The sequence below is a fragment of the Mesorhizobium sp. M0139 genome, assembly GCF_040322455.1.
Taxonomy (GTDB): Bacteria; Pseudomonadota; Alphaproteobacteria; order Rhizobiales; family Rhizobiaceae; genus Mesorhizobium.
This window is the reverse complement of sequence record NZ_JAMYTN010000006.1, coordinates 298806-312042: the sequence shown is the minus strand read 5'-3', so window position 1 is coordinate 312042 and position 13237 is coordinate 298806. Positions and strand designations below refer to the sequence as shown.

The following is a 13237-nucleotide window of genomic DNA, read 5'->3' as shown; positions in this document are numbered from 1 at the left end:
CCAGACAACAGCTTACGCCAGATTTCTCCGGCGTGCGATCATGTTTGGCAACAGGCGTTAATCGTTGTGCTGGCGGTGCGGCTAGCCCAGGCTGGCTATCCGGACGACGAACACGATCGTCGGCCGCACCGGTTCAAGCCGCAGTTTCGCGGCCTGCGGTCCGAGCAACAGCGTGTCGCGAGGTCCAAGGCGCGACGATGTCGCGCCGGTCACGCCGACCTCACCGTCGAACGGCAGGATCAGGGTCATAGCGCTGGTCGGCCGGATATCGGTCGGAACCGAAACTATCAGACGCTGGACCGAGTGCGTTGCCCGCCCGCGGCGGGTCATGACGTTGAGGTCGGTGATCGGACCGGAGATCAGCGCGGCCGTGGTCGGCACATCGGCCGGGAAGGACAGCGGGGCGGAAGCCGCCGTCACTTCGGCCGGCCGCCGGCCAGCAATGTCGAGGACGATGCCCTCGCCTTCCAGCACGGCCAGCGTGCGGTCGACGCCGGCAAAGCCCGAGAACGGCCCGCTATCCTCGACTCGCGCCATCGAAACGCGCCAGTCGAAATCGTCCAGGCCGGCGCCGTCCGGCGAGACGGCGATCTCGGTGGTCGTGCCGCCGCCATTCTTCCACGGCATGACGCGGTAGTCGGCGGCCCGTAGGATGCGCATCATTTAAGCCAATCAGCCTAAAATACCGGGCAGATTGAGCTGGTGCTCCTTCGCGCACTCGATGGCGATGTCGTAGCCGGCATCGGCGTGGCGCATGACGCCTGTCGCCGGATCGTTCCACAACACGCGCTGCAGGCGCCTTGCGGCGTCCGGCGTGCCGTCGGCGACGATGACCATGCCGGCATGCTGCGAGAAGCCCATGCCGACGCCACCGCCATGATGCAGCGACACCCAGGTTGCGCCCGACGCGGTGTTGAGCAACGCATTGAGCAGCGGCCAGTCGGAGACGGCGTCGGAGCCGTCCTTCATCGCTTCCGTCTCGCGGTTGGGCGAAGCCACCGAGCCGGAATCGAGGTGGTCGCGGCCGATGACGACGGGCGCCTTGAGTTCGCCCCTGGCCACCATCTCGTTGAAGGCGAGCCCCAGCCTGTGGCGGTCGCCGAGGCCGACCCAGCAGATGCGCGCCGGCAGGCCCTGAAAGGCGATGCGCTCACGTGCCATGTCCAGCCAGTTGTGCAGATGGGTGTTGCCGGGGGTGAGTTCGCGCACCTTGGCGTCCGTCTTGTAGATATCCTCGGGATCGCCCGAAAGAGCAGCCCAGCGGAACGGGCCGATGCCACGGCAGAACAGCGGCCTTATATAGGCCGGCACGAAACCCGGGAAAGCAAAGGCGTTCTCGAAGCCTTCGTCCTTGGCGACCTGGCGGATGTTGTTGCCATAGTCGAGCGTCGGCACGCCGGCATTCCAGAACGCGACCATCGCCTCGACATGCTCGCGCATTGAGGCGCGGGCGGCCTTCTGGACAGCCTTGGGATCGGAGACGCGCTTCTCGCGCCACTCAGCCATCGTCCAGCCCTTGGGCAGATAGCCGTTAATCGGGTCATGCGCCGAGGTCTGGTCGGTGACCATGTCGGGGCGGATGCCCCGCTTGAACATTTCCGGCACGATGTCGGCCGCATTGCCGAGCAGGCCGACCGACTTCGCCTCGCCGGCCTTGGTCCAGCGCTCGATCATTTCCATCGCTTCGTCGAGCGTCTCGGCCTTCTCGTCGACATAGCGGGTGCGCAGCCGGAAATCGATCGAGTCCGGATTGCATTCGATGGCGAGGCAGCAGGCGCCGGCCATGACGGCGGCAAGCGGCTGGGCGCCGCCCATGCCGCCGAGGCCGCCGGTCAGGATCCATTTGCCCGTAAGGTTGCCATTGTAGTGCTGGCGGCCGGCCTCGACGAAGGTCTCGTAGGTGCCCTGCACGATGCCTTGCGTGCCGATATAGATCCAGGAGCCGGCCGTCATCTGGCCGTACATCATCAGGCCTTTTTTATCGAGTTCGTTGAATTTGTCCCAGGTCGCCCAATGCGGCACGATGTTGGAGTTGGCGATCAGCACGCGCGGCGCATCGGTGTGCGTCCGGAAGACGCCGACCGGCTTGCCGGACTGGACCAGCAGCGTCTCGTCTTCATTGAGGGTCTTCAACGAGGCGACGATGCTGTCGAAATCGTTCCAGGTGCGCGCGGCCCGGCCGATGCCGCCATAGACGACGAGCTCATTGGGGTTTTCGGCGACATCGGGATCGAGGTTGTTCATCAGCATGCGCAGCGGCGCTTCGGTCGTCCAGTATTTGGCGTTGAGCTTGTCGCCGCGGGGCGCGCGCACTTCGCGGATGTTGTGGCGAGGATTGTTCATCATTGTCCCTTTGGAGTAAGGCGGCGTCTCAGCGCCCGGCCCAGTCAATGGCGGATTGGAGGATTTTCGTCAGTGTGGCGCGCATCGGCGCGGCGAACTCGGCATCATAAGGCACCGGCCAATTGTCCGGTTCGCCCTTGCCCTCGGGCTCGCGCAAATAGCCGCGATCGGCAAGTTCCATCTGCAGCGCATGGTAGCCGGCTTGCGGATTGCCGAAATAGCGGGTGATCCAGCCGCCCTTGAAACGACCGTTGATGACATTGCTTTCACCGCTTTCGGCCATGATCTGGCCGACCAGCGCCTGAAGCATTGGGTCCGCGGTCTGGCCGTCATTGGTGCCGAGATTGAACACCGGCAGCGTGCCATAGAACAGCCGCGGCAGCACCGAACGGATCGAGTGGCAATCGTAAATGACGACCTTCTCATGCAGGCCGCGCAGCCTGACGGCCTGGGCCGCCAGCATTTCATGGTAGGGCACGAAATACGCTATGCGGCGCTGGTCTATCTCCGACGGCGTCGGTTCCGCGCCGGGCAGATACAGCGGATCGCCGTCGAAGGTCTCGGTCGGGCATAGCGTCGTTGTCGTCTGCCCGGGATAGAGCGAGGCGCCGGAGGGATCGCGGTTGACGTCGATGACGGTGCGCGAGATCGACGTGTGCACGACAGTCGCGCCAAGGCCGGCGGCAAAATCGTAGAGATTGTCGATCCACCAGTCGCAATCGCGGCGGCCGAGCCAGGGCGAGACCAGCCGATTGTCGATGCCGGCGAGATCGATACCCGTGTGCGGGATGGACACCAACAGGGGTGCCGTGCCTTCCGTCACTGTCAGCCAGTCGGCCATGTCAGACTCCCGAAATCGAAGGCAGTGTCACCGCGCCGGCAGCCTTGATGGCAGCGCCGCTGCGCACCATGGCGATGGCCTTTTCCATATCGGGATGGAAATGTCGGTCGTTGTCGAGATGCGGCACTTCTGCGCGGACCAGTTTGCGCACGGCTTCAAGGGCCGCGCTCGACGCCAGCGGTGCATGGAAATCGCAGCCCTGCGCGGCGGCCAAGAGTTCGATGCCGATGACGGCTGTCGCATTCTCAACCATGCCGATCAGCCGGCGCGCGCCATGTGCGGCCATCGAGACGTGGTCTTCCTGGTTGGCCGAGGTCGGGATGGAATCGACGCTCGCGGGATAGGCCTTCTGCTTGTTTTCGGAAACGAGTGCCGCCGCCGTCACCTGCGGGATCATGAAGCCGGAGTTCAGGCCGGGCTTCGGCGTCAGGAAGGCCGGCATGCCGGACAGCGCGGGGTCTACCAGCATGGCGATGCGGCGCTCCGACAGCGAGCCGATCTCGCAGACGGCAAGCGCGATCATGTCGGCAGCGAAAGCCACCGGCTCTGCGTGGAAATTGCCGCCGGAGAGCGCTGTGTCGTCCTCGGCGAAAATCAGCGGATTGTCAGTGACGCCATTGGCCTCGGTGCCAAGCGTGTCGGCGGCCTGACGCAGCACACTGAGCGCGGCGCCCATCACCTGCGGCTGGCAGCGCAGGCAGTACGGATCCTGCACGCGCTCGTCGCCGACGCGGTGCGATTCACGAATGGCGCTGCCGGCCATCAGGTTGCGCAGCGCTGCCGCCGTCTCGATCTGGCCGGGATGTTTGCGCAGGAGATGGATGCGCGGATCGAAGGGCGCGTCCGAACCCTTGGCGGCGTCGGTCGACAGCGCGCCGGCGACCAGCGCCGACTGGTAAAGCACTTCGGCCTCGAAGAGAGCGGCCAACGCATAGGCGGTGGAGAACTGCGTGCCGTTGAGCAGCGCCAGACCTTCCTTGGCGCCCAGCGTCACCGGCTCCAGGCCGTGCGAGACGAAAGCGACCTTGGCCGGGAAGCGGCCATGCGGGGTAAAGCATTCGCCAACGCCGATCATCACTGCCGTCATGTGCGACAGCGGCGCGAGATCGCCGGAGGCGCCGACCGAGCCTTGCGCCGGCACCACGGGAATGACGTCGTTGGCCAGCATCGCTTCCAGCAATTCGATGGTTTGCGGCCGCACGCCCGACGCACCCTGCGCCAGGCTGGCGAGCTTCAGCGCCATCATCAACCGAACCACAGCGACCGGCATCGGCTCGCCGACGCCGGCGGCATGCGACAAAACGATGTTGCGTTGCAGGGTCTCTAGATCCTCGGCCGGAATGCGGACGCTGGCCAGTTTGCCGAAGCCGGTGTTGATGCCATAGACCGGCTCACCCTTGGCGACGATGCGGGCGACAGCCTCGGCGCTGGCCTTGATTTTTGGCCGGCAGGAGGCGTCGAGCTTCGGCATGGCGCCACGATAGATAGCGCGCCAGTCGGCCAGCGTCGCATTGCCGGGCTTCAGGTTAAGTTCGGTCATTGTCCTCTCCAGATGCGGGCATGGAGCGGGTTGAAGCCCATGCGGTAGACGAGTTCGGCCGGACGCTCGACGTCCCAGATCGCCAGGTCGGCGGATTTTCCTGCCTCCAGCGTGCCGGTCTGGCCGAGCAATCCCAGCGCGCGGGCAGCCTCGCGAGTGGTGCCGGCCAGGCATTCCTCGACGGTCAGGCCGAAAAGCGTCGCGGCCATGTTCATGGTCAGCAACAGCGAGGTCAGCGGCGACGTCCCGGGATTGTTGTCGGTGGCGACCGCCATCTTGACGCCGTGCTGGCGAAACAGGCCGATCGGCGGCTTCCTGGTTTCGCGGATGAAATAGTAGGCGCCGGGCAGGATGGTCGCCACGGTGCCGGCCTTGGCCATCGCTGCGGCGCCGGCCTCGTCGGTGTATTCGAGATGGTCGGCCGACAGCGCGCCATAGCGGGCGGCAAGTTCGGCGCCACGCAGGTTCGACAGCTGGTCGGCATGGAGCTTTACCGGCAGGCCAAGCGCCTTGGCCTTGTCGAAGACGCGGGCAATCTGTTCCGGCGAAAAGGCAATGCCCTCGCAAAAGCCGTCTACGGCGTCAGCCAGGCCCTCGGCGGCGATTGCGGGCAGGATCGTGTTGGCGACGAGATCGACAAAAGCGTCCTTGTCGCCTTTTGCTTCCGGCGGCAGCGCATGCGCGCCGAGGAAGGTGGTGCGGACCGTGACCGGGCGTTGCTTGTCCAGCTGCCGCGCGGCGCGAAGCGACTTCTGTTCATTTTCGAGATCGAGCCCGTAACCCGACTTTACCTCTACCGTGGTGACACCCTCGGCCATCAGCGCATCGAGGCGTGGCAGCGTCTGCGCAACCAGTGCGTCTTCGCTCGCGGCACGCAGGGATTTGACCGAGGAGACGATGCCGCCGCCGGCACGGGCGACTTCTTCATAGGTGGCGCCGGCCAGCCGCATCTCGAACTCGTTGGCACGGTTGCCGGCATGGATGAGATGGGTGTGGCAGTCGATCAGGCCGGGCGTGATCCAGCGGCCTTCGCAATCGGTAGTCTCGCCGCCCTGAGCCAATGCTGACGGCATGTCGGCTTCCGGACCGGCATAGACGATGACGCCGTCACGGGCGACGATCGCGCCCTTGTCGACAATGCCCAGTCCGGCGTCGCCTTCGGCCATGGTTGCCAAGCGCGCATTGCGCCAAAGGTGAAGGCCCCCTGCCCGGCTTTTGTTCTGTGCCGCCATCATCTTTTTCCGTTTGATTGGATGGCGATTATGTATATACATATTGAAAAGCACTGCAAGTGCAATTGTTCAGGGAATGCGGAGAAAAACGTGACGGCGATCTTTGCGGAACAGGCGCTGCTGCCCAATGGCTGGCACGACAAGGTGCGGATTTTGTTGAACGACGGTCGCATCACGGCAGTCGAAGCCGGCACGTCGATACAGGCTGACGACGAACGCCACGCCATTCTGGTGCCGGGCATGCCGAACCTGCACAGCCACGCCTTCCAGCGCGGCATGGCCGGGCTTGCCGAACTGCGCGGTCCCTCCGCCGACAGCTTCTGGAGCTGGCGCGAGGTGATGTACCGCTTCGCGCTGTCGATGACGCCGGACCAGGTCGAGGCGGTCGCCGCCCAGCTTTATGTCGAAATGCTGGAGGCCGGATTCTCGCGCGTCGGCGAATTTCATTATCTCCACCACGATCGCGACGGAAAACCCTATGCCAACCTTGCCGAGATGGCCGAACGTATTGCCGCGGCCGCCGGCGAAACCGGGATCGGCCTGACGCTGCTGCCGGTGTTTTATGCCCATTCCTCCTTCGGCGGCGCTGCGCCCAACGAAGGCCAGCGGCGATTCATCAACGATGTGAATCGGTTCGAACGCTTGCTTGAGAAAAGCCGCGAATCGGTTCGTGCGTTGAATCAGGCTGTCGTCGGCGTCGCCCCGCACAGCCTGCGCGCCGCGACGCCGGAGGAACTCAGCGCTGTTGCCGCCATTGCGCCGGACGGACCGATCCACATCCACGTCGCCGAGCAGGCGAAGGAGGTCGAGGATTGCCTGGCGTGGTCGGGTGCGCGACCGGTCGAATGGCTGCTCGCCAATGCCGGGATCGACAAGCGTTGGTGCCTGATCCACGCCACCCACATGACCGAGGCTGAGACAACCGGCATGGCCAGAAGCGGCGCCATTGCCGGGCTTTGCCCGATCACCGAGGCCAATCTCGGCGACGGCACCTTTTCAGCACCTCTGTTCATCGAACATGGCGGCCGCTTCGGCGTCGGCTCGGATTCCAACGTGCTGATCGGCCTGCCGGATGAATTGCGCCAGCTCGAATATTCGCAGCGCCTCGCACACCGCGCCCGCAATGTGCTGGCGGTGGCCGGCGGCTCGACCGGGCGGGCTCTGTTCGACGCCGCCCTCGATGGCGGCAGCACCGCACTCGGCGCCGGCCCGTCGCGGATCGCCGCCGGCGCCGCGGCTGATTTCGTCTCCCTCGACGAAAACCATCCTTCGCTGGCCGGAAAAAGTGGCGATGCGATCCTCGACGCCTGGATCTTTGCCAATGGCGGCAAGGTCGATTGCGTCTGGGTGCATGGGAAAAAGCAGGTCAGCGGCGGCCGGCATTCCAGGCGCGAGCCGATTGCAGAGCGCTTTCGCCAGGTGATGACGGCGCTTTCGGCATGAGCATGATTGAGACAGCGGCGTCGGAAGGCGGCGGCTCGCTGCACCAGCGCATCCTGTCCGACATCAGCGAGAAAATAATGTCCGGCGCCTGGGCGCCGGGTCACCGCATCCCGTTCGAGCACGAGTTGACGGCCGAATACAATTGCTCGCGCATGACGGTGAACAAGGCGCTGTCGCAACTGGCCAAGGCCGGGCTGATAGAGCGCCGCCGCCGTTCGGGCAGCTTTGTCCGCCAGCCGCAGTCGCAGGCCGCGGTGCTGGAAATTCACGACATCAGGATCGAGGTCGAAGCGCTTGGGCTGGCCTATCGCTATGAGCGCATGGCGCGGCAGAAAAGGCGCAGCAGCGCCGAGGATCGCGCCTTGCTGGAATTGGGAGCGGCTGGACAGGTGCTGGCGCTGGAATGCCGGCATTTTGCCGGCAAGCGGCCGTTCGCGCACGAACAGCGGCTGATCAATCTGGCCGCCGTCGCGGAAGCCGCCGAGGAGGAGTTTCTCGACATTGCCCCCGGTCCTTGGCTGATCGGCCGCGTGCCATGGAGCGAGGCCGAGCACCGTATCCGCGCGGTCGCGGCCGACAGGCATATTGCCGAAGCCCTCGACGTCGCAACCGGCGCGCCCTGCCTGGTGGTCGAGCGCCGAACCTGGAGCGCCGAGCACCCGGTGACGCAGGTGAGGTTCACCTACGCCGCGGAGAGCCACACGTTGGTGGCGAGGTTCAAGCCTTCGCAGGGGTAGCTCCTTTACCCTCCCCCTTGTGGGGAGGGTCGCTGCGAAGCAGCGGGGTGGGGGTCGGCGCCAGCCCCCCGCCCGGACCTTCGGTCCGACCTCCCCACAAGGGGGAGGTAGAAGGCTGCACTTTAAATCGCCGCCGTAACGATAATCTCGACAGTGTATTCCGGCCCTGCAAGCTTGGCCTCACCCGTGGCGCGGGCGGGCGTGTTGCCTTGCGGGACCCACTTGTCCCATTCCTTGTTCATCTCGGCGAAGGTGCCCATATCGGCCAGCCAGATGATCGCCTGCAGGATCTTGGTCTTGTCGGTGCCGGCCTTGGCCAGCAGTTCGTCGATAGATGCGAGGATCGACCTCGTCTGTTCGCCAACGCTGGCGCCGGGCGTTCCGACCTGGCCGGCGAGATAGACGGTGTTGCCGTGGATGACGATCTGGCTCATGCGCGGGCCAACATCGATGCGACGAATGCTCATGGGATGGTTCCTTCGTTTGTCGGTGCGCCTGTTTAGAGTCGCTGCCGCCTCCGGGCAAGGCCAACAGCGCGAAACCTCTTGAGCCTGGGTTGGATCTTGGGCCGCAAATGTCTATCTGCGCCGAGGGATTTCTTTCCGGCGCGGATTGCCGACCTCGTGTGAGAGTGGCAAGACTTTGCGCCAAACCAGATTGGAGGATGAGAGCCATGGAATATCGCGAAATCAGCGAGGACTATTCGGTCTCGGGCCAGATCCAGCCCGAAGATGCCGCCGCCATCAAGGAAGCCGGTTTCAAGAGCGTGATCTGCAACCGGCCGGATGACGAGCAGCCCGACCAGCCTTCGGCCGACAGCGTCAAGGCGGCGGTCGAAGCCGCGGGGCTGGCCTTCCGTTACATCCCGGTGATCAGCGGCCAGATCACAGCCGAGAATGTCGAAGATCAGGCCGAAGCGCTCGACGCGCTCGAAGGCCCGGTGTTTGCCTATTGCCGCTCCGGCGCGCGCTGCACCAATCTCTACGGGCTGATCCAGCAGTCCAAGGGGTGAGCATCCTGAGGCGCTGGCGATCCCTCACACCCCCCTCTGTCCTGCCGGACATCTCCCCCGCAAGGGGGGAGATCGGATGTCGCCTTCGCTCTTCGCCAATCGCCGACGTTGCAGGATGAGCGCTGGACAAAGCTGCTGATCTCCTCCTTGCGGGGGAGATGGCCGGCAGGCCAGAGAGGGGTGCTGTCCCGCCGACGTATCAACTGAAACTCTCTCAAACTAGATCGGCAGCGCGCCGGTCTCCTTCAGCGTCTCCAACACGATCGCCGTCTTCACATGCTGCACGGAGTCGTGCGGCAGGAGCACACCGTTGACGAATTCCGACAATGATTTCAGATCGGGCGTCACCACCTTCAAGATATAATCCATCTCACCGGTCAGCGCGTGCGCCTCCTGCACTTCCGGCAGCCGCGCCAGCAATTCGCCGAAGCGCCGCGCATTGTCGCGGTTGTGGGTGGCGAGCGTCACCGAGATGACGTTGACCAGCGAGAAGCCGAGCTTGTCGCGGTCGAGCACCGCCCGGTAGCCCTTGATATAGCCGTCCTCTTCCAACCGCTGGCGGCGGCGCGAGCATTGGGAGGCGGAGAGGTTCACCCGCTCCGACAGGTCGTTGTTGGTCAGCCGCGCATCGCCCTGCAGAAGTGCCATTATCTTGCGGTCGAACTGATCGATGCGCGTCTCATTCATGATCTTTGGCCCGTTTGTGCACAATTCACGCACGATCTGATCATTTCAAGCGTTTGAATGCAAGCACCGTGCAGCCGCTCCGCGTTATGATTGCACGTGGTCCGCTGCGGCCACCGCCAGTTTTGGAGCAATGCCATGGGTCCCTTTCCGCACGACGCCCCGCCCGCCAAGATCAGCAAGGAAAACCCCGCCGGCACCGACGGTTTCGAGTTCGTCGAGTTCGCCCATGCGGAGCCGCAGAAGCTCGCCGAGCTGTTCACCCGCATGGGCTATGTCGCGGTGGCCAAGCACCGCACGAAGGACATCACCGTCTGGCGCCAGGGCGACATCAACTATGTCGTCAATGCCGAGCCGGGTTCGCATGCGATGAAATTCGTCGACAAGCACGGCCCCTGCGCCGCCTCGATGGCCTGGCGCGTGGTCGATGCAAAGCATGCGTTCGAGCATGCGGTATCGAAAGGCGCCACGCCCTACGACGGCAACGACAAGGCGCTCGACGTGCCGGCCATTGTCGGCATTGGCGGCTCACTGCTCTATTTCATCGAAGCCTATGGCAAGAAGGGCTCGGCCTATGATGCCGAGTTCGAGTGGCTGGGCGAACGCGACCCGCGGCCCCAGGGCGTCGGCTTCTATTTCCTCGACCACCTCACCCACAATGTCTATCGCGGCCAGATGGACAAATGGTGGGACTTTTATCGCGAATTGTTCGGCTTCAAGCAGATCCATTTCTTCGACATCGACGGCAAGATCACCGGCCTCGTCAGCCGCGCCATCACCTCGCCCTGCGGCAAGATCCGTATCCCGCTGAACGAGTCCAAGGACGACACCAGCCAGATCGCCGAGTATCTGAAGAAGTACAATGGCGAAGGCATCCAGCATATCGCTGTCGGCACCGACGACATCTACGCCGCCACCGACAAGCTTGCCGACAACGGGCTGAAGTTCATGCCCGGTCCGCCGGAGACCTACTACGACATGTCGTACAACAGGGTGAACGGGCATGACGAGCCGATCGAGCGGATGAAGAAGCACGGCATCCTGATCGACGGCGAAGGCGTGGTCGACGGCGGCATGACCAAGATCCTGCTGCAGATATTCTCCAAAACCGTGATCGGCCCGATCTTCTTCGAATTCATCCAGAGGAAGGGCGACGAAGGTTTTGGCGAAGGCAATTTCCGCGCGCTGTTCGAGTCGATCGAGCAGGACCAGATCAAGCGCGGCGTGATCAAGGTCGATGGCAAGGCGGCGTGAAAACCGTAAGCTCGTTTGCGGCTCGATCGGCTTTGATCTAAGTTCCGATCACAAGAGGTCGAGCCGTGAACGTCTCCATAACCGAAGCAAAGGCCAAACTATCGGAACTCGTCGGCCGCGCGGAAGCCGGCGAGGAGATAGTCATCACTCGTCACGGCAAGATCGCGGCGCGGCTCGTGGCACCAGTTCGAGAAGACTTGTTGTCGCGCATAGGTGCCCTGAAGGGCAAGATTTGGATTTCTGACGATTTCGACAAACTCGGCCCTGAATGGAACGAGTACACCAGATAAAGGTCAGAGGCCCAGCCGCTCGACCTCTTCCTTCCTCACCTTCAAATCATAATCGAGCAAAAACTCGTCCAGCTGCGGCGGCGCGACCGAGCTGCCCGAGAGCATCGCGTGAACCTGGCCGCGATGGTGGATGTCGTGGAGGAAGACATGGGCGAGAATGTCGCCGATCTTTTCGGGGATCATGCCGTCCTCGCGCCGGTCCGTGATGACCTGACGGTCGAGATCCGCCTCCGACAGCTTCTCGCAAAAGGCGATTAGGCGTCGATCTGCTGCGACCTGGGCGGCAAACAGCGCCTGCGGCACATCGAACGGCACGTAGTCGTCATAAGCGGCCGCACCGACGCCGCCTTCTTCGAGAAAATCGAGATAGAGTTGATCGACCGCGAGGATGTGGTTGAGCGTCGCCTTGATCGACGGGAAGAAGCTTGTGCGCTCGGCTTCGAATTCGCCGGGCTTTAGCTGCAGCACGGCGCGACAGAGCCGGTCGTTCGACCAGAGATTGTTGCCGGCCATGCGGCTGAAATGCTCGAGCAGGGTCACGCGTTCATTCGTCTGATCAGGCCAATGCCTGCCGCCATCACCGCGAAGCCGGCGACAACGATCAGCAGCAGCCGGTTCATGCGCCGCCGCATCGCCTGCGTCTCCTCGTCCCGCGCCACATTGGTCTTGGTGATGGTGTGGAACATCATCGCCTTGCGCGGGTAGCCGCTGCGGTTGGTCAGATCAGGCGAGCGCGCCTCGATGCGGTAGCTCAGCCGGATCGCCTGGATGAAGACCACCAGAATGGCCAGCGCCCAGACGCCGGCCAGCAGGTAGAACGCCTCGCCCGTCATTGCATTGCCCCCTCTTATGCCTGGGACTTCTCGACCTTCTGCTCGATGGCGCCGAAGATCGAGTTTCCGCTTTTATTCTTCATCTCGATACGCACCGTATCGCCAAAGCGCAGGAACGGCGTCTTGGGCTCGCCAGACTCAATGGTCTCGATCATGCGCAGTTCAGCGATGCAGGAATAGCCGGCGCCGCCGGCCGCCACCGGTTTGCCCGGCCCGCCATCCAGCTTGTTGGAGACGGTGCCGGAACCGATGACGGTGCCGGCAACCAGCGGCCGTGTCTTTGCGGCATGGGCAATCAGCGCCGGGAAGTCGAAGGTCATGTCGACGCCGGCATTGGCACGGCCGAACGGCTTGCCGTTGACGTCGGCGAGCAGAGGCAGGTTGACCTTGCCGCCATCCCAGGCGTCGCCGAGTTCGTCCGGCGTCACCGCCACCGGCGAAAAAGCCGAGGACGGCTTCGACTGGAAGAAGCCAAACCCCTTGGCGAGTTCGGGTCCGGTGAGCGCGCGCAGCGTCACATCATTGACCAGCATGACCAGCCGGATCGCAGCGCGCGCCTGGTCGAGGCTGGCGCCCATCGGCACATCGTCGACGACGACGGCGACCTCCGCCTCCATGTCGATGCCGAAGGCTTCGTCCGCCGCGCGGATCGGCTCGCGCGGCGCGATAAAGGAATCCGAGCCACCCTGATAGATCAGCGGATCGGTCCAGAAGCTTGCCGGCATCTCGGCGCCGCGGGCTTTGCGCACCAGCTCGACATGGTTCACGTAGGCCGAACCATCGGCCCATTGATAGGCGCGTGGCAGCGGCGAATGGGCATCATGCTCATGGAAGCGTGCCGACGGCACCGCATTGTTCTCCAGCGATTCGGCGATGGTCGCCAGATGCGGCGAAATCCGTTGCCAGTCGTCGAGCGCGGCCTGCAGCGTGCGCGCCAGGAACGAGGCGTCGGTGAAGCGCGTCAGGTCGCGCGAGACGACGACGAGTTTTCCGTCGCGCGTCCCGTCCTTCAATGTGGCAAGCTTCAT

Annotated in this window: 15 protein-coding genes; 5 read left to right on the top strand and 10 right to left on the bottom strand. The window is 63.9% G+C overall.

Going from position 1 to position 13237, the window contains the following annotated elements; all coding sequences use genetic code 11:
• Positions 1-81: 81 nt before the first annotated feature.
• The 5 genes from NKJ58_RS13050 to hutI are packed head-to-tail and all read right to left on the bottom strand — an operon-like array spanning position 82 to position 5956.
• Positions 82-660: a HutD/Ves family protein gene (locus NKJ58_RS13050; protein WP_352519332.1), complete on the bottom strand. Its 579-nt coding sequence runs from the start codon at positions 658-660 to the stop codon at positions 82-84.
• A gap of 12 nt (positions 661-672) precedes the next feature.
• On the bottom strand, positions 673-2343 hold the full coding sequence (hutU, locus tag NKJ58_RS13045) for a urocanate hydratase (protein WP_502902295.1): 1671 nt from the start codon (positions 2341-2343) through the stop codon (positions 673-675).
• A gap of 28 nt (positions 2344-2371) precedes the next feature.
• The gene (gene hutG, locus NKJ58_RS13040; protein WP_023743653.1) at positions 2372-3184 is read right to left on the bottom strand and encodes an N-formylglutamate deformylase; all 813 of its coding nucleotides are present in this window, start codon (positions 3182-3184) and stop codon (positions 2372-2374) included.
• A 1-nt stretch (position 3185) separates the two neighbouring features.
• The gene (gene hutH / locus NKJ58_RS13035) at positions 3186-4724 is read right to left on the bottom strand and encodes a histidine ammonia-lyase (protein ID WP_352519320.1); all 1539 of its coding nucleotides are present in this window, start codon (positions 4722-4724) and stop codon (positions 3186-3188) included.
• Positions 4721-5956: an imidazolonepropionase gene (hutI, locus tag NKJ58_RS13030; RefSeq protein WP_031209675.1), complete on the bottom strand. Its 1236-nt coding sequence runs from the start codon at positions 5954-5956 to the stop codon at positions 4721-4723. The genes hutH and hutI overlap by 4 nt, the downstream gene beginning before the upstream one ends.
• 90 nt (positions 5957-6046) lie before the next feature.
• On the opposite strand from hutI, the gene NKJ58_RS13025 reads away from it, so the two are divergent.
• Complete coding sequence (locus tag NKJ58_RS13025) at positions 6047-7399, top strand: formimidoylglutamate deiminase (RefSeq protein ID WP_352853233.1); 1353 nt, start codon at positions 6047-6049, stop codon at positions 7397-7399.
• Positions 7396-8136, top strand: a complete 741-nt coding sequence (gene hutC / locus NKJ58_RS13020) for a histidine utilization transcriptional repressor HutC (protein ID WP_352519322.1) — start codon at positions 7396-7398, stop codon at positions 8134-8136. The genes NKJ58_RS13025 and hutC overlap by 4 nt, the downstream gene beginning before the upstream one ends.
• A 122-nt stretch (positions 8137-8258) precedes the next feature.
• On the opposite strand, the gene NKJ58_RS13015 is transcribed toward hutC, so the two are convergent.
• The gene (locus NKJ58_RS13015) at positions 8259-8603 is read right to left on the bottom strand and encodes a RidA family protein (RefSeq protein ID WP_023672906.1); all 345 of its coding nucleotides are present in this window, start codon (positions 8601-8603) and stop codon (positions 8259-8261) included.
• 206 nt (positions 8604-8809) lie between these two features.
• Between NKJ58_RS13015 and NKJ58_RS13010 the strand changes: the two genes are divergently transcribed.
• Complete coding sequence (locus tag NKJ58_RS13010) at positions 8810-9148, top strand: protein tyrosine phosphatase family protein (protein WP_023672907.1); 339 nt, start codon at positions 8810-8812, stop codon at positions 9146-9148.
• Between the two features lie 219 nt (positions 9149-9367).
• Here NKJ58_RS13010 and NKJ58_RS13005 read toward each other — a convergent pair whose 3' ends face one another.
• Positions 9368-9835 (bottom strand): Lrp/AsnC family transcriptional regulator, encoded by a 468-nt coding sequence (locus NKJ58_RS13005; protein ID WP_023689628.1) that lies wholly within the window; start codon positions 9833-9835, stop codon positions 9368-9370.
• Positions 9836-9970: 135 nt separating this feature from the next.
• Here NKJ58_RS13005 and hppD point away from each other — a divergent pair, with 135 nt between their 5' ends.
• Positions 9971-11086, top strand: a complete 1116-nt coding sequence (hppD, locus tag NKJ58_RS13000) for a 4-hydroxyphenylpyruvate dioxygenase (protein ID WP_023694412.1) — start codon at positions 9971-9973, stop codon at positions 11084-11086.
• Positions 11087-11151: 65 nt separating this feature from the next.
• Complete coding sequence (locus tag NKJ58_RS12995; RefSeq protein WP_023702307.1) at positions 11152-11376, top strand: type II toxin-antitoxin system Phd/YefM family antitoxin; 225 nt, start codon at positions 11152-11154, stop codon at positions 11374-11376.
• 3 nt (positions 11377-11379) lie between these two features.
• Here NKJ58_RS12995 and NKJ58_RS12990 read toward each other — a convergent pair whose 3' ends face one another.
• From NKJ58_RS12990 to NKJ58_RS12980, 3 genes are read right to left on the bottom strand one after another with little or no spacing between them, the layout of a single operon-like run.
• Positions 11380-11916: a DinB family protein gene (locus NKJ58_RS12990; RefSeq protein ID WP_352519323.1), complete on the bottom strand. Its 537-nt coding sequence runs from the start codon at positions 11914-11916 to the stop codon at positions 11380-11382.
• Positions 11913-12209: a hypothetical protein gene (locus NKJ58_RS12985; protein WP_352519324.1), complete on the bottom strand. Its 297-nt coding sequence runs from the start codon at positions 12207-12209 to the stop codon at positions 11913-11915. Before NKJ58_RS12985 ends, NKJ58_RS12990 begins: the two co-directional genes overlap by 4 nt.
• A 14-nt stretch (positions 12210-12223) precedes the next feature.
• Entirely contained in the window at positions 12224-13237 is a 1014-nt protein-coding gene (locus NKJ58_RS12980) for a fumarylacetoacetate hydrolase family protein (RefSeq protein ID WP_352519325.1), read from the bottom strand.

Bases quoted from the DNA above. Each gene is read 5' to 3' on its own strand.
- NKJ58_RS13050 (WP_352519332.1), bottom strand. From the start codon at position 660: ATGCGCATCCTACGGGCCGCCGACTACCGCGTCATGCCGTGGAAGAAT.
- hutU (WP_502902295.1), bottom strand. From the start codon at position 2,343: ATGAACAATCCTCGCCACAACATCCGCGAAGTGCGCGCGCCCCGCGGC.
- hutG (WP_023743653.1), bottom strand. From the start codon at position 3,184: ATGGCCGACTGGCTGACAGTGACGGAAGGCACGGCACCCCTGTTGGTG.
- hutH (WP_352519320.1), bottom strand. From the start codon at position 4,724: ATGACCGAACTTAACCTGAAGCCCGGCAATGCGACGCTGGCCGACTGG.
- hutI (WP_031209675.1), bottom strand. From the start codon at position 5,956: ATGGCGGCACAGAACAAAAGCCGGGCAGGGGGCCTTCACCTTTGGCGC.
- hutC (WP_352519322.1), top strand. From the start codon at position 7,396: ATGAGCATGATTGAGACAGCGGCGTCGGAAGGCGGCGGCTCGCTGCAC.
- NKJ58_RS13015 (WP_023672906.1), bottom strand. From the start codon at position 8,603: ATGAGCATTCGTCGCATCGATGTTGGCCCGCGCATGAGCCAGATCGTC.
- NKJ58_RS13010 (WP_023672907.1), top strand. From the start codon at position 8,810: ATGGAATATCGCGAAATCAGCGAGGACTATTCGGTCTCGGGCCAGATC.
- NKJ58_RS13005 (WP_023689628.1), bottom strand. From the start codon at position 9,835: ATGAATGAGACGCGCATCGATCAGTTCGACCGCAAGATAATGGCACTT.
- hppD (WP_023694412.1), top strand. From the start codon at position 9,971: ATGGGTCCCTTTCCGCACGACGCCCCGCCCGCCAAGATCAGCAAGGAA.
- NKJ58_RS12985 (WP_352519324.1), bottom strand. From the start codon at position 12,209: ATGACGGGCGAGGCGTTCTACCTGCTGGCCGGCGTCTGGGCGCTGGCC.
- NKJ58_RS12980 (WP_352519325.1), bottom strand. From the start codon at position 13,237: ATGAAGCTTGCCACATTGAAGGACGGGACGCGCGACGGAAAACTCGTC.